Source organism: Eikenella sp. NML03-A-027 (assembly GCF_001648395.1).
Lineage (GTDB): Bacteria > Pseudomonadota > Gammaproteobacteria > Burkholderiales > Neisseriaceae > Eikenella > Eikenella exigua.
Genome location: NZ_LXSM01000016.1, coordinates 445,138 through 469,807 on the forward strand (window position 1 = coordinate 445,138; position 24,670 = coordinate 469,807).

Below are 24,670 nucleotides of genomic sequence, written 5' to 3' on the forward strand. Positions count from 1 at the left end.
TGAAGCTGATATTTTCAGGTAGCCTGAACTGCGCTTAGGCTACCTGAGGAGTGGTTCGCAGAAATTGCGCTATTGTGTTTCAGGTAGCCGTTTCTTCTATCCTATCACCACACAGTCATCCCGCATAAAAATTGTCTGTAAGCAGTTTTCCCACCCCTTTGGGGGCTTGCCAAACCCACGTCTTTCGGGCAAAGTTCGTCATTTTCTTGGTCACCCTTTATCTCGTTTGGCAAACCATTCATTATGTCTGAACCCATTCTCTCGCGGCTGGATACCCTGCTCAAAGTTGAAACGCCAGAAGCCATTGATATTTATCTGCGTCCGGCTTCGGTGTTTGCCCGTTCGCGCGCTTGGTTTGTTGATTTCATTCTCCGTGGCATTTGGCTGATGCTCTCCACCATGCTGTTTGCATTTATCTTCTCTGGTGCGAATGGCGGTGATGACGGCAATATCGCTAAGGGCCTGTTCTTCTTTATGCTGTTTGTTAATATTTTCTTCACGCTCTGGTTGTATTTTGTGGTGTTTGAAGTGTGCTGGAACGGCCAGACGCCGGGCAAGAAAATATTCGGCTTGCGTGTGATCAACGACAACGGCACGCATATTTCCTGGTCGGCTTCGTTGCTGCGCAACCTGCTGCGCGTATTCGACAGCCTGCCGTTTTTCTATGGTATCGGCATGATTTGCGGCCTGTGCAATCCCTACGGTCGCCGCTTGGGCGATATCATGGCATCCACGGTGGTGGTGTATGTGGATAAAACGCGCGGGCAGGCCGAGCGTATGGATTTGGGCAATATCGAAGCGATTACCCCGCCCGTGGCGCTCACGCGTGAGGAGCAGCAGGCAATTTTGAGCTTTGTCGAGCGCCGCCGCCATTTGAGTGCGGCGCGTACCGGCGAGTTGGCGCAAATGATGGTGGGGGCGATTTTCGGCCGTCAGGAAGACGAACGCAGCGCCGAGCAGCTGATTTTGGGTTTGGCCAAATATTATGCGGGTGAACAGCGGAAGGAGGCGGCGTGAGGCAACTGTTTTTTGAAGAACAGCATCAGGCGTTCTGGCGCACGTTCGAGCAGGATTTGCAGCAGCTGGAAAAACGGCGCGGCAGCCTGGGTGCGCAGAAAACCGCTTTGTTTATGCAGGACTACCGCACAGTGTGCCACCATTTGGCGGTGGCCACCGACCGCTGCTATTCCGGCGGCCTTACCGATTATTTGCAATATCTGTGCGAACGTGCGCACCAGCTTTTGTATGTGGGGCAGCAGGTATCGCTGTGGGTGCGCTGCCGCGACTTCGTGATGCAGGGCTTCCCGCAGCTGGTGCGGCGTGAGAAAAAACTGGTATGGCTGGCGCATGCGCTGTTTTACCTGCCGTTTATCGTGGCTTTCCTGCTCACGGCGTTTTATCCCGACAGCGTGGACAAAATCGAAGGCTTACAGCATGGTCCGCAATTGGCGGATAGCTATAAAGAGATGCTGGATCAGTATAGTGAGGGCACCAACCGTGAGGCGTGGCAAAATTTTTTGATGGCCGGCTATTATATTTTCAACAATATAGGTATCGCATTTCAAAGTTTTGCCAGCGGCATTCTGTTTGGTTTGGGCACGGTGTATCTCACGGTGATGAATGGTTGGGTAATCGGCGGGGCAATGGGCTATATGACCCGCGATCCGGCCGGACCGGCCTTTTTCTCGTTTGTAGGTGCGCACGGCGCATTTGAGCTTACCGGTATTGTGATGGCGGCAGCAGGCGGCCTGCGGTTGGGTTTGGCGCTGCTCAACCCACAGGGTTTGTCGCGGCGCGATGCCTTGCGCATTCAGGGCAAACAGGCGGTGGGGCTGATGAACGGCGGTTTCCTGATGCTGTTTATTGCCGCGTTTATTGAAGGCTTTTGGTCGCCAATTACCAGTATTCCGATGATTTTGAAATATATTGTTTCCATAGCGATGTGGCTGTTGGTGTATGCCTATCTGCTGTATGCGGGCAGGAGAGCGGCATGAATATTTGGGAAACCCGCCTGAATTTCCGCCCGCGTAGTGGCTGGGAGGCTTTAGATTTGGGCGCTCGCCTGTTTCAGGAGCGGCCGGCGCTGTATATGGCGGTGTGGGCAACCCTGTCGCTGCCGGTGTATGCGTTGGTGCTGGCTTTGTGCTGGCAGCAGCCTGAATGGGGCGGTTTTTTGGTGTGGTGGCTTAAGCCGTTGTTTGAAGCGCCGGTGCTGTGGCTGATGTCGCAGCAGGTATTCGAGCCGCTGCCGCCATACCGGCAATGCGTGCGCACGGCATTTAGGCAGATGTGGCGACCGCGCTTGATTGGTGATTTAACTTGGCGGCGGTTCAGCCTGCGCCGCAGCCTGGTGCTGCCGGTTACGCTCTTGGAAGGCTTGAGCGGCAAGGCGCATCAGCGCCGCTGCAACGAATTGTCGCGCCAAAGCGGCAGTGCGGCCAGCTGGCTGGCGTTTTTCGGCATCCATCTGGAAAGTATCTTGGCTTTTGGCCTGCTTGCGATGCTGTTTTGGCTGTGGACGGGCGATCCGGCGCAAAACATTGTGGCCGGCCCGTTCGGAGGGGCGCGTTCCACCGATGCTTTGCAGCAGATTGGGGCGTTGGTGTCTTCGGGAGAAGGGTTAATTTTCCAGCATTTGCTCAATGGCATTTATGTGCTGCTGCTGTGTTTCTGGGGGCCGATTTATGTGGCCTGTGGTTTCACGCTTTATCTGAATGCCCGTACCAAGGCCGAAGGCTGGGATATCCGCCTGGCTGCCCGCAAAATCCAAGACCGCCTGCTGGGCAGTAGCAGCGCGTTGTGGGCATTGGCTTTAGCCGTGTTTATCGGCTTCAGTTTTTCAGGTAGCCTGCATGCCGAACCGCTGCCCCAGCGTGAAAAGGTAGAGCAAATCCGTGATAACACTCTGCGTAAGGCGCCGTTTCAAAGCATTAAAACAAAAACCGAATACTGCTGGTTCAAATGCGATAAAGACGATGATGCTTCATCACGCCAGCTGCCGGAGCTGCCTGATGTGAAAACCCCATCGCCAGCTTGGTTTAACGCCCTGATGTATGCCTTAATCGGCCTGCTGCTGGCCTTGGTGTTATGGATTTTATACCGTTGGTATCAAGCCAACGGCGGCTTCGGCTTGAGTCAGGGCGAAGAAGTGCCGGAAACCTTGTTCGGCATGAAAATTACGCCCGAAAGCCTGCCCAACGACGTGGCTTCCGCCGTGCTGGCCGAATACGAACGCGACCCGCGCGCCGCCATGAGCCTGCTCTACCGCGCCAGCCTCTCGCAAATCAGCCTCCGATACGGTCTGCCGCTGCGCAGCAGCGACACCGAAGGCCAAGTGCTCAAACGCGTGCGCCAGCGCCAGCCGCAGCTTTTGGACTACTGGCAGCCGCTCACCGACAACTGGGTAGAGCTGGCTTATGCCCACCGCCTGCCCGAGCGCGAAGCGGTACACAGCCTGTGCCGCCAATATCGCCAAGTGTTTGCTGGCGGGGATCAGGAATTTTCAGGTAGCCTGCGTGCCGCCGGGGAGGGTAGGGCATGAAAAACCGACGTTCCATCCTCATCGGCCTGATTGCCGTATTGCTTATCGGCGGCTTAATCGCCGTTGCCGGCCTGTCCAAGCAGGAAAGCAAAACCTGGCAGTCGCTCGATCCGCAGCAGGAAATGCGCGAAGGCTCGCTCTACGCCCTGAAAACCCTGCTCACTCGATATGGCGTGAAAAATATCCAGCACGAGCACAGCCTGTTTGGCTTAAACGAACTCAACTCATACGACAGCAATCGACTGTTGATCGTGGCCGACAACCGCATGCGTGATAAGGAAGATGCCGAACGCCTGCTGGAATGGGTAGGGCGCGGTAATCACCTAGTGATGGCGCTGCCCAGTTATGCTGATGACAACCCGTTAAAAGCAGACGGCAAGCCGGATAATAGTGAGGATAAAGACACACTAAATTTCCGCCAAACCATGCTGCGCCACCTGCAAATCGGCACCGTGGAGCTGGAAGAAACCAACAGCAAAACCCTGCCCAATCTGCCTGCCTGCGTGAAAGCTGCCGATCAGCGCCGCGAAGCCGCCCGCCAAATTGGCGATGAAGTTGCTTTGCAGATTGATCCGCACTGCAACGCCGGCTTGAGCAGCATCCAATTGCCCGAGGGCGCCGCGATCCAAACCTTCACCGGCTCTGGATACATCTCTAATAGCGGCTGGGTGGTGCAAGATAGCAAACTGGTGCTGTTCCAAGGCAAAACTGGCTACGGTGCCGTGCAAACCATCCGCGTGCGCTATGGTGACGGCAGCGTATTGCTCACCTGGAACGAAGACTGGCTGGGCAATCCAAGCCGTCCTGATTTTAATCGCAATCACCTTGCCCTCTACGATCATCCCTATCTCGCTGTTTATCTGGCACAGGAAAAAGACAGCATCTTATTGGCCGACAAAGTTTATCCGTCTGATTACAGCAGCTCCGAGCCGATGATATGGAAAATGCTCAAAAGCCAGCCTGTGCTACTGGCCATAGCCTTGGCTGCCGCTGCCATACTGCTATGGCGTATCGTGGTGCGTGTGGGTGTGGTGCAACAATTGCCACCTGCGCCGGAACGCTACCTGAACCAGCACCTGCTCGCACAAGGTCAGTTCCTCACCCGCCACCTGAGCCGCCGCGCCATCCTTAGTGATATGCAGCGCCGACTGCTCGAAGGCCTACAACAGCGCCACCCGGCCTGGAAGCAGATGAGCAGCCGCAAACAGCTGGAGTTTTTGTGTGCCCAAACCAAGCTGCCGCCCTCCGTGGTCGAGCCCTGGCTCACACCCTTGCCGGAACAGGTCAATTTGGTGCAGTGGCTGCAAATGCTTGCCGCCCACCAGCGCATCGTGCGCAAGATAAACCGCTCGTGGTATTGAACGGCAGAGGCTACCTGAAAATATAAATGTCATATTTCAGGTAGCCAGACCCAACCTATTTTTCAGGTAGCCTCAACCGAACCACAGGCTACCTGAAACCCAAACCTCCGATTAACCAACGAAACAAACAACGCAAAAGGATGATTCGATGACGGACATCAATTTTTCCCAGCCCCACCAAGCCAGCACCAACCCCGCCATCCAGCAGGGTGCGCGCGCCATTCAAATGCTGCGCGCGCGGCTGAACGAAGTGCTCATCGGCCAACAGCAGGTGGTGGACGAAGTGCTCACCGTATTCCTGGCCGGCGGCCATGTGCTGCTCGAAGGCGTGCCGGGCACCGGTAAAACCCTGCTTGTGCGCTCGCTGGCGCAAACTTTTGCCGGCGAATTCCGCCGCATCCAGTTCACCCCCGACCTGATGCCATCCGACGTGACCGGACACTACCGCTACGATGCGCAAAACAGCCGTTTCGAGCTGCGCCAAGGCCCGGTGTTTACCCACTTGCTGCTCGCCGACGAAATCAACCGTGCCCCGGCCAAAACCCAATCCGCCCTGCTCGAAGTGATGCAGGAGCGCAGCGTAACGCTCGACGGCCACACCCACCACCTGCCTAGCCCCTTCATGGTATTGGCCACGCAAAACCCGATCGAGCAGGAAGGCACCTATCCGCTGCCCGAAGCCCAGCTCGACCGCTTCATGTTCAAAGTGATGATCGGCTATCCCGCCCCGGCCGACGAAGCACGCATGCTGAGCGCCGTCATCAACAGCAGCAACAACGACCTGCTCAGCGGCAGCCAGCCCGCGCATGTGTTCCAGCCGCAGCAGATTGAGCAGCTGAAAAAACTGGTGGCGCAAGTGGGCGTCGATCCGCAGATTATCGATTACACCGTGCGCCTGGTGGCCGCCACCCGCGACTGGCCTGCCTTATCCGTGGGTGCCGGGCCGCGTGCCGGCATCGCCCTCATCAGTTGCGCCCGCGCCTATGCCCTGCTGGCCGGCCGCGATTTCGTTACCCCCGACGACATCAAAGCCATTTGGCTGCCCGCCATGCGCCACCGCGTGCGCCTCTCCACCCAAATGGAAATGGAAGGCATCCAAGTGGAGCAGGTGTTGAACGAACTGGCCGCCTCCGTGCCCGCCCCGCGCTTGTAAGGCCTGCCCATGAGACCATCCAGACTGCTGGTGCTGCTGTTTGCCGCCCTCGTTGCCGTGTGCACCGCCGGCTGGCTGGCAGGCTACCTGAACGCAGATAACGGCCGCATCGTCCAATACATCGCCGGCGGCCTCGCCCTCCTGCTCGCCCTGGCCGCGCTGGTTGATGCCTTCTGGCAGCGCCGCCAGCCCGAACCGCGCTGGGAGCGGAGCCTGCCGCACCAGTTTATCCAAGGCCGGCCGCACCAGGTGGAGCTCACGCTCACTCCGCCGGCCAAAGGCCGCTGGCGGCAGCCGCAAACCATCCTGGTGGCCGACCTGTTCCCGCCCGACTGGGACACCGACACCCCGCATCTGATTATCGACACGCGGCCCGGCCGCCTTTCCACCATCCGCTACCGGCTTACCCCGCGCCGGCGTGGCCGTGCCGAATTTGCCGGCATCGAATACTGGCTTGCCAGCCCGCTCGGCCTGTGGCAGCGGCGGCAGCGGCAGGAGCTGCCCGCCAAAGTGGACGTGCTGCCTGATTTCAGCCGCATCCTCGGTGCCGATTTAATCGGCTTGCAACGCTGGCTCAACCTCGTGGGCGTGAAAAAATTGCCGCGCCTAGGCCTCGGCCAGGATTTTCACCAGCTGCGCGACTACCAAGACGGCGACGACATCCGCAATATCGACTGGAAAGCCACCTCCCGTATGAGCCGCCCCATCGTGCGTACCTATCAAGACGAGCAAGACCAACAACTCATCTTCCTGCTCGACTGCGGTCGCAATATGCGCCTGCAAATGGAAGGCAAAAGCCATTTCGACCACGCCCTGCAGGCTATGCTGCTGCTTTCCTACACTGCACTCAAGCACGGTGATGCCGCCGGCCTGCTCACCTTCGCCCATCCCGTGGCCCGCTTCGTGCCGCCGCACAAAGGTATGGAGCAGCTAGGTCGCTTGGTGCAGGGCGTGTTCGATATCGAGCCCTCACAGCAGGCCGCTGATTTTGAAAGCGCTGTGAACTTATTGCTGCAAAAGCAGAAACGCCGCGCCCTCGTGGTAGTGCTCTCTCACTTGAACCACGAAGATAGCCGCCACCTGCTGCAACACATCCAGCGCCTGCGCAAACACCACATGGTTTTATTCGGCGGCTTGCGCCCGCTTGCGCCCGAAGAAGTGCGCCAACAGCCCGTGCGCAACGAAGCAGATGCCCAAGCCTACCTCGGCGCTCTGCAATACGAAAGCCACGTGGCCGAAGCTATCCGACACTTTGATGCCGCCCGCATCAATGCCATCAATGTTTTGCCCAACCAACTGAGTACCGAACTTATCAACCGCTATCTCCAGCTCAAACGTCGTCAAGCGTGGTAGGGCGGGCTACCTGAAAGTATTTCCTTTTCCTGTTCTTGCTGAGGGCTGGTAATAGGTGGTAAACCGTAACCAATATTTGTATCTGCTGTAAATTTTCAGGTAGCCTCAAATGCTAAAGAGGCTACCTGAAAATTTTAGGTAGCCCTGTCTTTAACTTCAAACGCTCAAACTTATAGCTGAAACAATCATTTTCTTACAGGGAGGCTGGTCCTAGGCAGTGTGGGAGGGCTGTAAGGCAAGCTAATGCTGTATGAAGCGCAGCGTTTCAGTCAGTGGTGCATCCAAATCTTCAAGCCATGAGCACATAAACTTTCAGGTAGCCTTTTCGGTTTATGGCCAAAGAAAAACACAGCCGGTTGTAATAACGGGCTGTGTTTGTTTCTCAAAAGATTAGTACAGTTTCGGCGGCAGCTGTTGGCTGCGCAGGCGTTTTTGCAAACGTTTTACTGCAGCTGCTTTTTTGCGTTTGCGCTCAGTAGTCGGTTTTTCGTAGGCTTCACGGGCACGCAGCTCTGTGAGCAGACCGGTTTTTTCGATAGAGCGCTTGAAACGGCGCATGGCTACTTCAAATGGTTCGTTTTCTTTTACGCGAATAGAAGGCATTTTGTTATCCTTAAAATATTTTATTTGTTGCCGGGCAATGGTGCCCGAGAAAATGGTTTGATTTATCACTTTTGCACTGGCTGGTGCGGGCTGGATAAGAGCCGGGGTGGAAAAATCACCTCCTAATTGGGGCGGCTGCACAGGCTAGGCGGTGCGCCAAAAATATTTAGGCAGCAAGAAGGTCTGCATATAAAGGCGAGAATTATCGTGGCTGCGGCGGGATTTGTCAAGCAGGGCAAGGCGGTAGCAGCGCATGGGTGGTAATAAGTGCTTCGCTAGAAAACTCATGCTTGATTTGAACTGGAAACATGGGTTTCAGGTAGCCTTTGCTTGCTTACTCTGGGCTCAGCCACACGGCGCTGACCATACGGCCGGTTTGGCCGTCGCGGCGGTAGGAAAAGAAGCGATCGCGTTCGAGCACGGTGCAATGCTGGCCGCCATAGATTTGGCTAACGCCAGCACGGCGCAGGGTTTGTGTAGCAAGCAGGTAGATATCGGCTAGGTATTTGCCGCTACCGATGGGCTCGAAGGCGGCTTCGGCGGCGGGGTCGGCCTGGGTGAAGGCGGCCAAAATGTCGCCGCCCACTTCAAAAGCGTCGGGGCCGATGGCAGGGCCGAGCCAGGCGAGGAGGTCGGCAGGGTTTGCTTGCATGGCGGCGATGGTGTTTTCCAGCACACCACCGGCGAGGCCGCGCCAGCCGGCGTGGGCGGCGGCCACGACGCTGCCGGAGCGGTCGCAGAGGAGTACGGGCAGACAGTCGGCAGTCATGATGGCGCAGGCGGCACGGCGGCTGCGGTCGAAAGCGGCATCGGCTTCTGGCGGGGTGTCAAGGCAGTTGGCAGCGGGCACTACGCGGTTGCCGTGCACTTGGCGCAAATAGGCCAGCGGCAGGGGAACGTGTGCCTGCACACGGCGGCGGTTTTCGGCCACGGCGGCGGGGTCGTCGCCCACGTGGTCGCCCACGTTCAGGCTGGCGAAACGGCCTTGGCTGACGCCGCCTTGGCGGGTGGTAATCAAGGTGTGGACATTGCTTGGCGCGGGCCAATCGGCGTGCAGGAGGCTACCTGAAATTTCAGGTAGCCCTAAGTTGGCGGCAAAGCTGTTGGCGGGGAATTGGCCGTTCATGCGGTTTCATCCGGTCGCAGTTGCGGGCAGACGGCGAGGATGGCACTGAGGATGGCTTCGCCCAAGCGCAGGGAGCGCTGGCCGTTCCAGCCGAAGTCGTCGTCGGGCAGGTTGATGTTGTCTTTGAAGGGCATTTCGAGGGTATAGGAGAGGCAGCCGAAGGTTTCGCCCACGTAGGATTTGGCAATGGCGAGGTTGGCTTGGCCGGGGGCGGTTTTGGGGTAGCCGTGTTCGTCTTGGAAATCGGGGCTGGCCTGGCGCAAGGCGGTTTTGAAGGAGGCTTCGAGCGCGGCGATGCGTGCATCATAGGAAGGGTTGCCTTCGCAGCCGGCGGCGAATACGTAGGGTAGGGCTTCTTCGCCGTGAATATCGAGGAATAAATCTACGCCGGTTTCGTACATTTTCTGGCGCACGGCATACACTTCGGGGCTGCGCTCGGGGCTGGGGTTTTGCCATTCTCGGTTGAGGTCGGCGCCGGCGACATTGGTGCGCTGGTTGCCCAGGGCGGCGCCGTCGGGGTTCATATTGGGCACGATATAGAAGGTGGCGCAGTCGAGCAGGGCGCGGGCGGTGGGGTCTTGGTAGTCGAGCAGGCGGGAGAGCAGGCCTTCGGCAAACCATTCGGCCATGCTTTCGCCGGGGTGCTGGCGGGCGATAATCCAGATTTTGAGGTCGCTGGCGGCTTGGTGGCCGATGGTGAGCAGGTTGATGTCGCGGCCTTGTGCGGTGCTACCAAGGTCGTCGATTTGGCACAGGCCGCTGCCTTGGGCGTCGCCGAGGAGGTTGAGGTGCTGCTCGTGGGAGTAGGGCTCGAAATAGGCGTAATACACGCTGCCGGCCAGCGGGGTGTGTTCGATGGTGAGCACGCCGTCTTCATAACGGGTGGGCACGCGGAACCAGTTGCTGCGGTCGTAGGAAGCGGTGGCCTGATAATCTTCCCAGCCTTCAGGGTAGCTGGATTGGCCGGCGTTTTCGATGCGGATACGGCAAGGCTGGTAGGCTGCGCCCTGCAGGCGGAAATAAAACCACTGGCTGAAGGAGGCGGCATTGTCGCCGCGCAGGGCGAGGCGGATGTTTTGGCTGTCGGCGCTGTCGATTACGCTGATGGCGCCGGCATCGAAGTTGCTGCTGATTTTGGGCATGGCAGGTCTCGCTGCTTGAGGAGGGGAGGCAGGGATTGTAATGCTTTTCAGGTAGCCTTTCTAGGGAAGGCGGGGCGAGGAAAGGGCGGCGGAAACTGGATTTTTTGCGGCAGGGGCTCTAAACTGTGCAGCGGATTGGCTGGCGGTATTGTTTCGGGCAGCTTGTTTGCATCGTGCCGCTACCGTGCTTTTATATTGATTTTAAAGGAAGAGACAATGAAGATTTTGTTATTGGGCGCACCCGGTGCGGGCAAAGGCACGCAGGCGCAGTTTATTACCGCCGCTTTCGGTATTCCGCAGATTTCCACTGGAGATATGCTACGCGCTGCCATTAAAGCCGGTACGCCGCTGGGTTTGGAAGCCAAAAAAATTATGGATGCAGGCGGCCTGGTACGCGACGACATCATCATCGGCATGGTGAAAGAGCGCATTGCACAGGATGACTGCAAAAACGGCTTCCTGTTTGACGGCTTCCCGCGCACGCTGGCGCAGGCTGAAGCCATGCAGGAGGCAGGCGTGATTTTGGATGCGGTGGTGGAAATCGATGTGCCCGATGAGGTGATTCTCGAGCGTATGGCCGGCCGCCGTGTGCACCTGCCCTCCGGCCGTACTTACCACATCCGCTACAACCCGCCTAAAGTAGAAGGCAAAGACGACGTTACCGGCGAAGATCTGATCCAGCGCGACGACGACCGCGAGGAAACCGTGAAAAACCGCCTTGATGTGTACCATAAGCAAACTGCCGTACTCATCGGCTTCTACAGCCAGCTTACCGGCGACAACGCGCCCCGCTATATCAAAATCGATGGCACACAGCCGGTGGAAGCCGTGAAAGCTGCTGTATTGTCTGCCTTAGGTAAATAAGCCGGCGCAGAAGTTTTCAGGTAGCCTTCAGCCAAGTAGCAGGCTACCTGAACCAAAAGGCTACCTGAAAAAGGAAAAGCAATGAAAAAACTATGGTTTGCAACCTGCGTATTGGCGCTTTCCGCCGCCGCTTCAGCCGAATTGCGCGAAAACCGCTCTTACATGCCGGAAGAGGAAAAGCCGTGGGAAGAGGCTGCCGTGGTGCTGCCCGATTATCCCGATCTGCAGCGCGGCGAGTGGTTTGAGCTGTATATCAACCCCACCTACCGCAATAAAGTTTGGCTACAACTGCCCGTGCAACAAGCTGCCGACCGCAGCATGCGCTATGTGCTGGCAGTACAGCTGCAGGGCGGGCAGCCGAATATGAGTTATGAGGGTATGCGCTGCGGCGACCGCCACCTTAGATCCTTTGCCTTTGGCGACAACACCAACCGGCGCTGGATTGCTCCGCGCAATAATGTATGGCGCAAGTTCGACAGCTATGTGAACGCCAACGACCCGGTGCGCAGCCGCCTGATGGCGATTTTCTGCAACGATGGCCGCGCGCTCACTGCGCAAGAGCTCGATCAGCGCATCCGCAGCATGGGCGGGCTACACTGACAGTGTGAACGCTTAAATCAAAATAAAGGCTACCTGAAAACCGGTTTGGGTTTCAGGTAGCCTTTTTCCAGCCAGCCACAAATTTAGGTTAAACCCTGCTAAAGCAGCCTTGCCGCATTGTTGCCAACCCCCGATTTGCCTTACAATCGCCGTTTTCAACGGCAGAGGCCACCATGTCTTCGTCTTCTACCCCGCACACTACAGCCAGCAGCTTGGTCTTATATCGCCGACTGTTTGGCTACTTGAAAAACTATCTGCGTATTTTTGCCCTGGCCGTGCTCGGCATGGTGGTGGTGGCTGCTACCGGGCCGATTTTTGCTTGGTTGCTCAAACCGCTGATTAACGAAGGCTTTGTGGAGAAAAACCTCTCCGCTATGCGTTGGGTGCCGCTGGCGATTATCGGCCTGTTTATCTTGCGCGGTATCTTCAACTTCATCAACGAATACAGCACCAGCTACCTCTCCGGCCACCTGGTGCAGCAAATCCGCCGCGAAATGTTTGCCAAAATGCTCAAGCTGCCGGCCGGCTATTTCAGCCAACACGGCAGCGGGCGGATTATGTCGCGCATCATGAACGATGCCAGTCAGATTACCGAGGCCGGTTTCAATGTGGTAACCGTAACCGCCAAAGACGGCATCACCGTGGTGGGGTTATTGGGCTTCCTGCTGTATCTGGATTGGCAGCTCACGATTATCACGCTGATTTTAATTCCCGTGTTGGCTTGGTGCGTGCGCCAGGTGAGCAAACGCCTGCGCCAGCTTTCGCGCGAAAGCCAGCAATATGCCGGGCAGATGACGCAGGTGCTGGGCGAGAGCATCACCGGCGAGCGGGTGATTAAAGTGTATGGCGGGCAGGAGCACGAGAAAAAACGCTTCGATGAAACCGCTATCAACGTGCGCCGCAACGGCGTGAAGCAAACCGCTGCCAACTCCTTCAGCACGGCGGTAACCCAGCTGATGATTGCCACCGCACTGGCCGCCATCCTTTATTTGGCTGCCGCCCGCGCCGCTTCCGATTCGTTTAGCGCCGGCGATTTTATGTCCTTCCTTTCCGCCATGCTGATGATGTTTGATCCCATCAAGCGCATGACCGGCATTTCTTCCTCGCTGCAGCGCGGCCTGGCTGCCGCCGAGAGCGTGTTCCAGTTTTTAGACGAACCGGTTGAGCCCGATAACGGCACCGAAACCCTCAGCGAGCACACCGGCGATATCGAGTTGGTGAACGTGAGCCACTACTATGAAGGCGCCGCTCGCAACAGCCTCGACAACATCAATTTGCACATTCCCAATGGCAGCGTGGTGGCCTTGGTGGGCGCGTCCGGCTGCGGTAAAACCACGCTGGCCAACCTATTGCCGCGCTTCTTCGATCCCACCGCGGGCGAAGTGCGTATCGGCGGGCGCGACATCCGTGAGTACAGCATGGCCTCCCTGCGCAAACAAATGGCGCTGGTGAGCCAAGACGTGGTGCTGTTTAACGGCACGGTGGCCGAAAACATCGCCTACGGCCGTTTCGATGCCGACCCCGCCGATATTGAAGCAGCAGCCAGAGCCGCCAACGCCTGGGAATTCATCTCTGCCATGCCGCAGGGTTTGCAAACCGAAATCGGCCAAAACGGCCTCAAACTCTCCGGCGGCCAGCGCCAGCGTATCGCCATCGCCCGCGCCCTGTTAAAAAACGTGCCCATCCTGATTTTGGATGAAGCCACCAGCGCGCTCGACACCAAATCCGAACGCCTGGTGCAATCCGCGCTCGACAAACTCATGCAGCAGCGCACCACTTTGGTGGTGGCACACCGCCTCTCTACCATCGAGCAGGCCGATAAGATTGTGGTGATGCACGAAGGCCGGATTGTCGAGCAAGGCAAACATGCCGAGCTGCTTGCCAAAGGCGGCCGCTACGCCGACCTATACCGTATGCAGTTCCACGAACAGCAAGAGCAACAGGCGCAACAGGCAGAAGTCGCCGAAAGCCTATCGGGCGTGCTTTAACGCTGCTGTATAGGAGTAAAAGCAAAGGCTACCTGAAATCTTTCAGGTAGCCTTTTAGTATGTTTGTTGCCAAGTGTTGCATGGATTGGATTGCAATGTTGGTATTCCGGCCAATAAGCCGGATTAGCACGCATTAAGGCTGCCTGAAATGTTCAGCCAGCCTTCCATTCAATCAAGCCGAAAAAATTCAGGCAGCCCGCACGTTGAAACAGACTACCTGAAAACTTCTATTCCGCTATTTCATGATGGCGCATCACCCACCAGCCGCTCCATAGGCCGACCAGGATAAACGCACAAGCCAGCAGCGACCACCAAGCAAACGGCACACTCAAGAAATATTCCACTGTGCCGCATTGGCCGTAGCCGCGGATAATCGGCTCATACCAATCAAACAGCGGCGCACCCTGCAAGCGGAAAGTCCACGGCGCACCACAGGAAGGCTGCTGGTCTATGGGCAGACTTTGCAGATGCAGCTGGCTGATGGCTGTCCAGCCGCCCCATAGCGCCGGAATACTCACCAGCATCGCCGCCACCGTCCGCGCCCAGCGGCGTTTCAGCGGCAACAGCATAGAAAGCAGCGAAAGCAGCCCCACGAAAATAATCGACACTCGCTGGATAATACACATCACACATGGGTCCATACCCCGCCCATACTGCATATACAACGACATCGCCGTGCACACCACCGCCACGGCAAAAATGCCCAACAGGATTTTCCGATAAGAACCAATCATGATCTGCTTTCATCCGGCTTGTAAAACAAAGGATATTATTATAAGCCCGCCACCGGAGAACGCCAAACGGCAAAGGCTACCTGAAAAATAAGCTTATCCGATACGCCGCTTTGAAGTACACATTTTCAGGAGACTGCATCATTGTTATTCGGCAACAGCGAAGAAGGGAGTATCCGGCCAACAACCAAACTCTTTGCGTTGCGTATGGTATTTGCACTCTATTTGTTGTTAAAAATTATCAAATTCATTTGTATTAGGTTGTAAAAGACTATAATCGCGCCTTGAAAATTTATCTATGTTTACTTTTTTTATCAAAGGAAAATCATGCAACACCTGTTCAAACCCACCTTTATCGCCGCCCTGCTGGCCGCTACCGCGCCCGCATGGGCCGATAATGCTGCCGAAAATGAAGGCGGCAGCGCCGAATTGGAAAGCATCCAAATCACCGCCCGCAACCGCAGCACCCGCACCGAAAACCGAAACAGCTACACCACTTCTGCCATGCGCACCACCACGGGGCTTTCGCTGTCGCCCAAGGAAACGCCGCAGTCAGTGAGCGTGATTACCAAACGGCAGATGAGTGACCAAGGCATCACCAGCATGGAAGATGCGCTGAAAACCACTACGGGCGTCAACGTTATCCGCGATACCGGTACGGCGCGCTTCCAATCGCGCGGTTTCTATATCGACCAGATTGAGGAAGACGGCATCAGCAGCGTGGTACCCGGCGCAGTAGCCAACCCCATGTACGATGCACAATCTGCTACTGATTTGGCAGTGTACGATCATATCGAAGTGGTACGCGGTGCCACGGGGCTTACCCAAGCCAACGGCGAGCCGGGCGGTACGGTCAATGCCGTGCGCAAACGCCCGACCTCATTGCGTCAAATACAAGGCGATGTTTTGTTTAACCGTTTTGGCACAGCCCGTACCACCGTTGATGTTTCCGGACCGCTGAACAAAACGCAAACCCTGCGCGGCCGCGTGGTGGGCGTGGCAAGCAGGGACGGCAGCTTCAAAGACAGCGCGGCGGGCAACACATTCACCTTATACGGCGTGATGGATGCGCAGTTGGGCGAGAATACCAAGCTCACTTGGGGCGGGCTGTATCAACGCAAAATATCCACGCCAGACGACTGGGGCATTCCGATGGGTGTGAACGGCAGCGACTCCGGCCTGCCGCGTGACACCTTCCTCAGCTATGATTGGAGCCGCAACAGAGCCCGTAAAATCAATCTGTTTGCTGAATTGGAGCACTATTTTTCCGATGATTGGAAACTGACCGGAACGCTCAATTACAACAACAACCATTCTTTGAAACGCAACGGCGGCATTTACAGCGGCAATACTTCCTATGCAGGCTGGACAACCGGCGGCGTTCTGCCTTCCGGCTGGCTCGGCCGGTATGACCGCAACGAAAAGCAGTTCACCATCAAAACCAATCTGAACGGCAAATACCGTCTGTTGGGGCAGGAACACGATGTGTTCTTCGGCTATACCTACAACCACAAAAGCGGCGGTGGCGAACGCCGCCAGTTCCGTCATCTTCGGTCTTACGATCCGTCTTCTTTCCGGGGCAACGAAGTGGCCGAGCCGGATTGGTATGCCGGCACACCGTGGATGTTATGGGACTACGACAACACCGAGCGCAGTTATTCCTTAATGGCCGGTACGCGTTTCAACCCCACAGAAAAGCTGCACATTTTGGCCGGCACGCGCTACACCAACATGACCACCAAATCTGTGGTGGACTATCACTACACCGGCGGTGCGGTCGATAATGACCCGGATAGTGTTACCGAGCGCAACCACCATCGTTTTATTCCGTATTTCGGCATCACTTACGACATCACGCCGCATCACAGCATATACGCCAGCTACACCAGCATCTTCAAGCCCAACGGCAGCAAAGACCGTTATGATCGTTATCTGCCGCCGGTATTGGGCAGCAACTACGAAATCGGCTGGAAGGGCGAATGGTATGAAGGCAAGCTGAATGCTTCCGTCGCCTTGTTCGACATCGAGCAGAAAAACCGCAGCGTTCAGGTGTACGACAATATCATGTCGCGCTGGTATAACGAGCCGGTAGGCCGTGTGCGCAGCCGCGGCGTGGATATGGAAATTTCCGGTAAGCTAACGGACGATTGGCAGCTGTTTGCAGGCTACACGCTGAACAACAGCAAATATCTGGATGCCGAAAACCGCGGTGCGATTCCTGCGGGCACCAATTTCAGCAAACACACGCCGCGCCATATGTTCCGTCTCTACACCAGCTACCGCCTGCCCGGTGCGGCAAACAAATGGACGATTGGCGGCGGCGTAACGGCACAAAGCGAAACCTCCAGCCTGGCCAATGTGAAGCAGGGCGGTTATGCGCTGTTTAACGCCAATGTGCAATACAGCTTCAACGACAACATGAAGCTCAGCCTGATTGGCAGCAACCTGACCGACCGGCGCGTGTATGAAAACCAGAAAACCCGGCAGAACGGCATTAACAACTATCTGATCGAGCCGCGCAACATCATGCTGAAATTCGATTGGAAGCTGTAATCCCGCCGTGCGGGCAAAGAGAAAAGGCTACCTGAAAATTTTCAGGTAGCCTCTGTTCGGCGGCGTGGGGCAGGGCGGTTTGCCGTGCCGTTTGCTCAGTTAGAACTTGCTTTTGATGTCGTTGATCAGGCCTTCGGCTTTGCCTTTGGCTTCGCTCATCAGCTCTTCAGCGGATTTTTTGCCTTTTTCCAGCACATCGGCCGCTTGTTTTTCCACATCGGCAATGGCTTCTTTAGCTTTGCCCACGCCTTCTTGAATCAGGCCTTCGGCTTGCAGTTTGCTGCTGCCGATGGCATCGCCCACTTCTTTTTTCACTTTGCCTACGATATCGTCGAAATTGCTCATAAAAATACTCCTGGGTTGTGTGCTATTAAGAGTTGAAACTATAAACCTTTTTTGCTTTGCAAGTAAAACCGATTAACCTTGCTTTACCATCCAATATTATAGTGGATTAAAATAAGAATGGGACAAGGCGGCGAGCCGCAGACAGTATGAGCAATACGGCAAGGCGAGCCAACGCAGTAGCATTCTTATTTTAATTCACTATATCCATATCCCATTTTCAGGTAGCCCTGTGAAAACTCTCCGCCGTTTCCTCCGTCTTGCCGCCCCGTTTTGGTTTGCCAAAAGCCAATGGCGCGAATGGCTGCTTTTGGCTGCCGTGGTCGGCTGTTCGCTCGCCATCGTGCGCGTTAGCGTGCTGATTACCGATTGGAACAAAACGTTTTACGATGCGCTTGCCGCCTTCGACAGCGCCGCCATGCCAGCGTTGGCCGGCGAATATCTGCTGTATATCACCTTGGTGACCGCCTTGGTCGCCTTCGGCAACTGGTTGCGCAAAATCCTGCTGTTCCGCTGGCGCAGCCACCTTACGCAGCAGTTCCAGCGGCAATGGCTTGGCCGCAGCCGCCACTACCGACTGCAGCTGCAACACGGCGGCGGGCCGGACAACCCCGACCAGCGCATTGCCGAAGACATCTTCCTGCTCTCGGAAAAAAGCATCGATTTGTTCAAATATTTCATCATGAACGCCGCCAAACTCGGCGCATTCGTGGTGATTTTGTGGCAGCTATCCGGTGTGCAAACCTTCAAAATCTTCGGGCAAAACATCACCGTGCACGGCTATCTGGTGTGGGTGGCGCTGGCCTATTCGGCAGCCTGCACGCTGCTCACCCATCTGATCGGCCGCAAGCTCCAGCCGCTCAACGTGGAACGCCAGCACCGCGAAGCCGACTACCGCGCCACCCTCCTGCGCGTGCGCGACCACGCCGAGCAAATCGCCCTGTATCTCGGCGAAGCTGCCGAACAAATCCGCCTGAACCGCCGCTTTGAAGCCGTTCGCCGCAACTGGCGCGAGCTCATCGGCCGCGAACTGCGTCTGGAAACCTTTTCCGCCGCCTATCTGCGCCTCTCCATGTTTATCCCCATTATCGCCACCCTGCCCATGTATCTGGCGCATACCCTCACTTTCGGCGACATGATGAAGGCTCGCAGCGCATTTTCCAACGTGCAGGACGGCTTCGGCTGGTTTATGGATTACTACAAACGCATCATCGAATGGGCATCCGTGGTGGAACGTCTGGACGGTTTTCAGGTAGCCCTGAATACGCTGGACGATGTGCCGCAAAAGCAGCCCGCACATGATAGCGACGGCGAATCCGGCCAAACCGCCGCACTCAAATCAGACAGCCTTACCCTCCACACCGCAGACGGCCGCACCCTACTGCACGGCCTCTCGCTCGCCGCCCGCGCCCCCGAATGGCTGCTGCTCGAAGGCAGAAGCGGCATCGGCAAATCCACCCTGCTGCGCACGCTGGCCGAACTGTGGCCGTATTACCAAGGCCGTTTCGCCATCCAAGGCCGCAGCCTGTTTCTGCCGCAACGCCCCTATCTGCCGCACGACAGCCTGCGCAACGTGCTCGCCTACCCATACGCTGCCGCACCTGATAATGCCGCCATCGCCCAAGTATTGAAGCAAACCGGCCTGCCGCGTCTGGCCGCGCTCGATCCCGATGCCGAACACGAGTGGCACAATATCCTCTCTGGTGGCGAACAGCAGCGCCTCAGCCTTGCCCGCGCCTTGCTGCATCGCCCCGATGTATTGTTTCTGGACGAAGCCACCAACCAGCTGGACGACACTTCCGCCGCCGAACTCATGCACACTCTGCGCCAATGCTTGCCGGATGTCTTGTGCATCGGTATCAGCCATCAGGCACGGATTCAGGAACTGTTTGAGCGAAGGGTGGATTTGGCTGGATTTATGGAAGGGGAAATGGCGGGTTGCGAGGCAGAGGGCACCACTTGAAACAAAGGCTACCTGAAATTTCAGGTAGCCTTTCTATTGCCGTGGTTCGGCATTGTTGTAACGATATTTGGTTTTACCGATTTCTTTTAAAGTCTGGCGAACTCCACTATTACGCTCGTTTTAACCGCGTTGGAATCTTGTTTCTGGCTAGCTTTCAGCGAATGGCTGCTGGTTTACTAAGAGCAAGAATATAGTCGGTTGCCCAAATTTTCTCAGTGATGGCTGCCTAGTGGAGGCTACCTGAAAGCAGTTAATGCCTTCATTTATCATACTCAATCTGTTTGCTAGATCCATATTGCTAGCACTTGGGAGACAATTCCGGCAAGCAAGTTTTAATCTATGCAATATTTCGCACAAGCCGGCAAAATAGGCTACAATCGCCCCGTTTTCGACCACCCTCCAAATAAAGGTTGAGCCATGCTAACCGGTAGTCTTGTCGCCATCATCACTCCGATGCGTGAAGATGGCAGTGTCCACTACGAACAATTCCAACGCCTGATTGATTGGCATGTTGCCAACGGCACCGATGCCATTGTCGCTGTTGGTACCACCGGCGAGAGCACCACGCTCAGTGTGCCGGAAAAGATTGAAGTGATCGAGGCAGCCATCCGCTTTGCCGACGGCCGCATTCCGGTGATTGCCGGTACCGGTGTGAACAGCACCAGCGAAGCCATCGAGCTGTCTCGTGCGGCAGTTGGCTCCGGCGCGTATGCCACGCTGTCTGTGGTGCCGTACTACAACAAACCGCCGCAGGAAGGCATCTACCGCCACTTCGCTGCTATTGCCGAAGCGGCGGATATTCCGATGATTGTGTACAACGTGCCTGGCCGCACTGTGGTCAACATGAACAACGACACCGTGCTGCGTTTGGCTGAAATCCCCAACATCATCGGCATCAAAGAGGCCAGTGGCGACATTGGCCGCATGGTGGATCTGATTAACCGCGTGCCTGAAGATTTTGCCATCTATTCTGGCGACGATCCCACCGGTATGGCCGCCATGCTGTGCGGCGCACACGGTGTGATTACTGTGGCCGGTAACGTGGCGCCCAAACTGTTTGCCGATATGTGCCGTGCCGCATTGGCCGGTAATCTGGCTGAAGCTCGTGCGCTGAACGCCAAACTGGTGCCGTTGTATCAAGAAATGTTTTGTGAGCCCAGCCCGGCCGCGCCGAAATGGGCGCTGGAAAAACTGGGCTTGTGCGGCCGTGCTGTACGCCTGCCGATGGTCAGCCTGAGCGAAACCGGTCAGGCACGAGTGAGCGCTGCATTGCAAAAACTGCAACTGATTTAATTGGATTTAATTACAAGTTTCAACCCTGAAGGACATAGCTGCATGAACGTATTCAAACTGCCCGCCGCCTTGTTGATGGCCAGCCTGGTGGCCGGTTGCGCTACTAAAACCGAAACGCCAAAGCTGGACTACCAAACTGAAAACCGCAAAGTGGTGAGCTTGGAAGTACCGCCCGATTTAGACAACCCTTCGCAAGGCAATGTATACAACCTGCCCGCCGGCGGATCGGTACGAGCCAGCGATGTTGCCCGCAGCCAGCAGGCTGCTGCCAATAAAGCGGGTTCGCCGGTGTTGGCTGAGGTGAAAAACATCACCATGCAGCGAGAAGGTGGTGAGCGTTGGCTGAATATTGCCAACAAAAACCCGGCCGAAGTGTGGCCGCTCTTGCACGCTTTCTGGCAAGAGCAGGGCTTCGTGATTGCCCGTGAAGAGCCGGGTATCGGCCTGATGGAAACCGATTGGGCGGAAAACCGCGCCAAACTGCCGCAAGACGGCCTGCGCCGCCTGTTTGAACGCGTCGGCTTGGGCGGTGTATATTCCACCGGCGAGCGCGACAAATTCACCATCCGCCTCGAGCGCAACAGCAAAGGCGGTACCGATGTATTCTTCACCCACCGCGGTATGAAGGAAACCTACGCCGACCACAACAAAGACACCACCATGTGGCAGCCTTCACAGCGCGATACCGCTTTAGAAGCTACGCTGCTCGGCCGCTTCATGCAGTATTTAGGTGCCGACGAACAACAAATTGAGCAAGCGCTGAAACAGCGGCAGGCTGCCGCCCCGCGCAACGGCGATTTGGCCAGCCTGGAAAAAGGCCGCCTGATTTTGCGCGGTAATCAAGCCCGCAATTGGCGTCGTGTCGGCCTTGCGCTCGACCGCATCGGCCTGAGCGTTACTGCCCAAAACACCCAACGCCAAGCCTATTTGGTTCAGGTGGCTCCTGCCGAAGGGAAAGCCGTGCGCACCGAGAAACCCGGCTTCTTCAGCCGCCTATTCGGCCGCAGCAGCAAACCTGCCGAACCGCAGGCACAGCCTGAATTTGTGGTGGCTGTGCAGCCGCAAGGCAATAACAGCAGCCAATTGGTGTTATCCAACAAAGACGGCAGCCCCTACCAAGGCGCGGATGCACAAACTTGGCTGAGCCGCCTGTATAACGAACTGCGCTGATGGCACAATGAGAAAGTAGCCTTTAATGCAGATTAAAGGCTGCTTCTGTATTGTTTGTATTCAAGGCTACCTGAAAGTTTGTTGTATCCAAGAGGCTGTTTTTCCTTAATCCAGCTATGCCGATAGTTTTCAGGTAGCCTTATCCCTCTCGCCAGGCAGCTTGGAAAGCCTTTATGGCAAACAAAAACAAATAGAGAACTGTTACAATACGCCGCATTCGTTTCCTTATTTTCGACCATCATTCAGGAGTTGCACACATGCTTTTGTTCTTGCTAATTATTGTTACCGTTGCCATCGGTTGGCTGGTTAAGGTTTACAACACCTTGCAAAGCAGTATGCAGAGCATTCGCGAAGGGTTTTCCAATTTGCAGGCTGGTTTGAAAAAACGCCAGCAGCTCAGTGGGCAGATTATCGAAATTGCATCCGGCTATTTGGAACACGAGCAAATCACGCAACTTAAAGTAGCTCAGGCTAACAATACCCAACAGATGATGGCTATGGCGCAATCGTTTCCGCAACTGAAAGCTGATGCCACCTATCAAAAGCTGATGGGGCAGTTGGAGCGCTTGGAAAATGAAATTCTCGAGCGTCGTGAAAGCTACAACAACCGCGTGCGCCGTTTCAACAGCTACCGCAACTCCTTCCCCGCCGTGTTGGTGGCGCAGAAGCTGTCGTTTGGCACGGTGGAATATTTCAACAGCGATGATGAAAAATTTGATGCACAGGCACAGAGTTTTGCCCGCGACGATACCGAATGCTTGCAAAAAATTATTGGCAGCAGCGCACAGGCGGTTAAATCGGCGTCTGAACACGCGGCACGAGCAGCTAAAGAGGGCGTATCACAGCTAAAACAGCAATATGGCGATAAGCCCGATGTGACGGATCTCCAGCAGGATGTGTCAGTACAAAATGAGGCATCGCAGGATACCGAACAGCCAAACGTTCCGCCGCAATAAATAAAAGATTGGTAGTTTACACTTTCAGGTAGCCTTCAGGCTACCTGAAAACATGGGCTGTCACGAAACTGGAATAAGGTAAGCAGCATCCAGCTAATCTTTTATTTATTGAAACAATTAGTGATTCAGGCTACCTGAAAGTGCCATATTTAACAGAATCAAAATTGGATTAGTGATTTTGTTCTATTATTTCTATAGCTAAGGTGCTTTACTATCCTAATTCGTTGGCTCAATTTGCCGTACTATTGCCGTATTGTCTGCAGCTTGCTGCCTTTTAATATAGGCAATAATTACTTCAGTCATAAAATTCTTGAAATTCAATTATTCCAATTAAATCTTCCTAGTTCTACCGCATATTGCCATGAATAAAACCAGATGCTACCTGAAACTTACCGCGCTGTTCACGATACTATTTATCCTGTTGCTGCTCGCGGGCAATGTGTTATTTATTTTGAAATACACCGCCGCAGCCGTAGCCTGTTTCCTGGCCGCCTTCCTGTGCATGGCCGGGCAGATGGCTTCGTTGGCCAAGTTTTTACGCGAAAAACAGCTGGTCGCCCAACAGATGCAGCAGGCTGTTTCACAGCAGGTAGAAAATGAAGCTCAACCGACAGGTAAGGAGGTAACGTGAAAGAATTAGTATTAGCCAGTACCAACGCTGGAAAATTGCGTGAATTCAACACTCTGTTTGTCAAACTCGGCTGGCAGGTATGTCCCCAGTCGGATTTTGCCGTGCCCGAATGCCCGGAACCGCATGTTAGTTTTGTGGAAAACGCGCTGGCAAAGGCACGGCATGCCAGCCGACATAGCGATTTGCCCGCACTGGCTGACGACAGCGGTATTTGCGCGCCTGCCCTAAACGGCGCACCGGGCGTGCTCTCCGCACGCTATGCCGGAGAGGAGCTGCGTTCTGATGCTGCCAACAACGCCAAACTGAGTGCTGACTTGGCTGCGCAGGCCAACCGCGCTGTGTATTACGTTTGCGTGCTGGTTTTAGTGCGCCACGCCGATGACCCGCAGCCGCTGATTGCAGAAGGTGTGTGGCACGGGCAATGGCAGGAACAGGCCGCCGGGAGCAACGGCTTCGGCTACGATCCACATTTCTACCTACCCGATTTGCAGCAAACTGCCGCCCAGCTTGCACCAGACACCAAAAACCAACTTAGCCACCGTGCTCAAGCTTTGCGGCAACTGGCAGAAAAAATCCGTGCCGGATTTTAACAGCATGAAACACCCGTTACCCATTCTGCAGGTCAAAGGCTACCTGAAAATAAACATAGTAAATTTTGCCAAAACAAACGCAGTGAGTTTTTGCGGAGCTAAAACTAATGCAGCAGGTTTCGTCAAAATCGGCATGGCCGGCTACGCTATGCTGCTGGCCGCCTGTTCTACCTTGCCCGCCAGTGCCGAACCTGCCAGGAACAACATCATTAGCGGCGAAGTGGTTCGTGCGTGGGACGGTGATACGCTACATCTGCAAGACCGCTCCGGTCAACGGCATAAAATCCGCCTTGCCGGCATCGATGCGCCGGAATTGGAGCAAGCCCAGGGCAAAGCCTGCCGCGACCGTTTGGCCGAACAAGTGCTGCATCAACAAGTACAGGCCGAAATCGTGGATACCGACCGCTACGGCCGCAAAGTGGCACAAATCCGCCTAAATGGCCAGGATATCAACCGACAGCAGGTGGCCGACGGCTGCGCCTGGCACTATCGCCGCTACGCCCGCGAATGGCAGAGCGAGGCCGAATATGCTGCCTATGCCGAAGCTGAAGCACAAGCCAAAAACCAGCGGCTCGGTCTGTGGCGGCAAGCTTCTCCACAGGCACCGTGGCAGTTTCGTCATCGGCAGCCACAACAGTATTGGCATTGAAAAGGCCACCTGAAAATGTGAGCCTCAACGAAGCTAAAACGAGGTTGCAACAAAGTAAAAA

Annotated in this window: 22 protein-coding genes; 17 read left to right on the forward strand and 5 right to left on the reverse strand. The window is 55.8% G+C overall.

All coding sequences use genetic code 11. The features are described 5' to 3' along the window. Positions 1-243: 243 nt before the first annotated feature. From A7P96_RS07665 to A7P96_RS07690, 6 genes are all read left to right on the forward strand, one after another. Entirely contained in the window at positions 244-1,017 is a 774-nt protein-coding gene (locus tag A7P96_RS07665) for an RDD family protein (RefSeq protein ID WP_064084878.1), read from the forward strand. Next, positions 1,014-1,994, forward strand: coding sequence for a stage II sporulation protein M (locus tag A7P96_RS07670; RefSeq protein ID WP_067526013.1), 981 nt, complete (start codon positions 1,014-1,016; stop codon positions 1,992-1,994). Before A7P96_RS07665 ends, A7P96_RS07670 begins: the two co-directional genes overlap by 4 nt. Next, entirely contained in the window at positions 1,991-3,541 is a 1,551-nt protein-coding gene (locus A7P96_RS07675; protein WP_067526015.1) for a DUF4129 domain-containing protein, read from the forward strand. The genes A7P96_RS07670 and A7P96_RS07675 overlap by 4 nt, the downstream gene beginning before the upstream one ends. After that, positions 3,538-4,902, forward strand: a complete 1,365-nt coding sequence (locus A7P96_RS07680) for a DUF4350 domain-containing protein (RefSeq protein WP_067526017.1) — start codon at positions 3,538-3,540, stop codon at positions 4,900-4,902. Before A7P96_RS07675 ends, A7P96_RS07680 begins: the two co-directional genes overlap by 4 nt. A gap of 148 nt (positions 4,903-5,050) precedes the next feature. Beyond that, entirely contained in the window at positions 5,051-6,055 is a 1,005-nt protein-coding gene (locus A7P96_RS07685; protein WP_067526019.1) for a MoxR family ATPase, read from the forward strand. A gap of 9 nt (positions 6,056-6,064) precedes the next feature. Further along, positions 6,065-7,408, forward strand: a complete 1,344-nt coding sequence (locus A7P96_RS07690) for a DUF58 domain-containing protein (protein WP_067526021.1) — start codon at positions 6,065-6,067, stop codon at positions 7,406-7,408. Positions 7,409-7,798: 390 nt separating this feature from the next. Here the strand turns inward: A7P96_RS07690 and rpsU are convergent, their stop codons facing one another. The 3 genes from rpsU to A7P96_RS07705 all read right to left on the reverse strand — a co-directional run bounded on the left by rpsU (position 7,799) and on the right by A7P96_RS07705 (position 10,279). Further along, complete coding sequence (gene rpsU / locus A7P96_RS07695; protein WP_023886457.1) at positions 7,799-8,011, reverse strand: 30S ribosomal protein S21; 213 nt, start codon at positions 8,009-8,011, stop codon at positions 7,799-7,801. Positions 8,012-8,345: 334 nt separating this feature from the next. Next, positions 8,346-9,137 carry a peptidoglycan editing factor PgeF gene (gene pgeF, locus A7P96_RS07700; protein ID WP_082887943.1) on the reverse strand — a complete coding sequence of 264 codons (792 nt, stop codon included), beginning with the start codon at positions 9,135-9,137 and terminating at the stop codon, positions 8,346-8,348. Then, positions 9,134-10,279, reverse strand: a complete 1,146-nt coding sequence (locus tag A7P96_RS07705; protein WP_067526023.1) for a M14-type cytosolic carboxypeptidase — start codon at positions 10,277-10,279, stop codon at positions 9,134-9,136. Before A7P96_RS07705 ends, pgeF begins: the two co-directional genes overlap by 4 nt. A gap of 216 nt (positions 10,280-10,495) precedes the next feature. Between A7P96_RS07705 and adk the strand changes: the two genes are divergently transcribed. The 3 genes from adk to msbA all read left to right on the forward strand — a co-directional run bounded on the left by adk (position 10,496) and on the right by msbA (position 13,731). Beyond that, positions 10,496-11,143, forward strand: a complete 648-nt coding sequence (adk, locus tag A7P96_RS07710) for an adenylate kinase (RefSeq protein ID WP_064106105.1) — start codon at positions 10,496-10,498, stop codon at positions 11,141-11,143. An 81-nt stretch (positions 11,144-11,224) separates the two neighbouring features. After that, positions 11,225-11,743 (forward strand): CNP1-like family protein, encoded by a 519-nt coding sequence (locus A7P96_RS07715; RefSeq protein WP_067526025.1) that lies wholly within the window; start codon positions 11,225-11,227, stop codon positions 11,741-11,743. Between the two features lie 173 nt (positions 11,744-11,916). Next, positions 11,917-13,731, forward strand: a complete 1,815-nt coding sequence (gene msbA, locus A7P96_RS07720; RefSeq protein ID WP_067526027.1) for a lipid A export permease/ATP-binding protein MsbA — start codon at positions 11,917-11,919, stop codon at positions 13,729-13,731. Positions 13,732-13,958: 227 nt separating this feature from the next. Here the strand turns inward: msbA and A7P96_RS07725 are convergent, their stop codons facing one another. Further along, the gene (locus A7P96_RS07725; RefSeq protein ID WP_067526028.1) at positions 13,959-14,465 is read right to left on the reverse strand and encodes a disulfide bond formation protein B; all 507 of its coding nucleotides are present in this window, start codon (positions 14,463-14,465) and stop codon (positions 13,959-13,961) included. Positions 14,466-14,789: 324 nt separating this feature from the next. Here A7P96_RS07725 and A7P96_RS07730 point away from each other — a divergent pair, with 324 nt between their 5' ends. After that, positions 14,790-17,015 carry a TonB-dependent siderophore receptor gene (locus tag A7P96_RS07730; RefSeq protein ID WP_067526029.1) on the forward strand — a complete coding sequence of 742 codons (2,226 nt, stop codon included), beginning with the start codon at positions 14,790-14,792 and terminating at the stop codon, positions 17,013-17,015. A 99-nt stretch (positions 17,016-17,114) separates the two neighbouring features. On the opposite strand, the gene A7P96_RS07735 is transcribed toward A7P96_RS07730, so the two are convergent. Then, on the reverse strand, positions 17,115-17,360 hold the full coding sequence (locus tag A7P96_RS07735) for a CsbD family protein (protein ID WP_049258466.1): 246 nt from the start codon (positions 17,358-17,360) through the stop codon (positions 17,115-17,117). 229 nt (positions 17,361-17,589) lie between these two features. Between A7P96_RS07735 and A7P96_RS07740 the strand changes: the two genes are divergently transcribed. From A7P96_RS07740 to A7P96_RS07770, 7 genes are all read left to right on the forward strand, one after another. Beyond that, positions 17,590-19,320 (forward strand): ABC transporter ATP-binding protein/permease, encoded by a 1,731-nt coding sequence (locus A7P96_RS07740; protein WP_067526033.1) that lies wholly within the window; start codon positions 17,590-17,592, stop codon positions 19,318-19,320. Positions 19,321-19,737: 417 nt separating this feature from the next. Continuing rightward, positions 19,738-20,613, forward strand: coding sequence for a 4-hydroxy-tetrahydrodipicolinate synthase (gene dapA / locus A7P96_RS07745; RefSeq protein WP_023886465.1), 876 nt, complete (start codon positions 19,738-19,740; stop codon positions 20,611-20,613). Between the two features lie 42 nt (positions 20,614-20,655). Continuing rightward, positions 20,656-21,783: an outer membrane protein assembly factor BamC gene (gene bamC / locus A7P96_RS07750; protein ID WP_067526035.1), complete on the forward strand. Its 1,128-nt coding sequence runs from the start codon at positions 20,656-20,658 to the stop codon at positions 21,781-21,783. A gap of 257 nt (positions 21,784-22,040) precedes the next feature. Next, on the forward strand, positions 22,041-22,739 hold the full coding sequence (locus A7P96_RS07755; protein ID WP_082887944.1) for a LemA family protein: 699 nt from the start codon (positions 22,041-22,043) through the stop codon (positions 22,737-22,739). 361 nt (positions 22,740-23,100) lie between these two features. Next, on the forward strand, positions 23,101-23,370 hold the full coding sequence (locus tag A7P96_RS07760) for an NGO_0222 family membrane protein (protein ID WP_067526037.1): 270 nt from the start codon (positions 23,101-23,103) through the stop codon (positions 23,368-23,370). Further along, positions 23,367-23,960: an RdgB/HAM1 family non-canonical purine NTP pyrophosphatase gene (rdgB, locus tag A7P96_RS07765; protein ID WP_067439028.1), complete on the forward strand. Its 594-nt coding sequence runs from the start codon at positions 23,367-23,369 to the stop codon at positions 23,958-23,960. The genes A7P96_RS07760 and rdgB overlap by 4 nt, the downstream gene beginning before the upstream one ends. 4 nt (positions 23,961-23,964) lie before the next feature. Then, positions 23,965-24,609, forward strand: coding sequence for a thermonuclease family protein (locus A7P96_RS07770; RefSeq protein WP_082887963.1), 645 nt, complete (start codon positions 23,965-23,967; stop codon positions 24,607-24,609). The last annotated feature ends 61 nt before the right edge of the window (positions 24,610-24,670 follow it).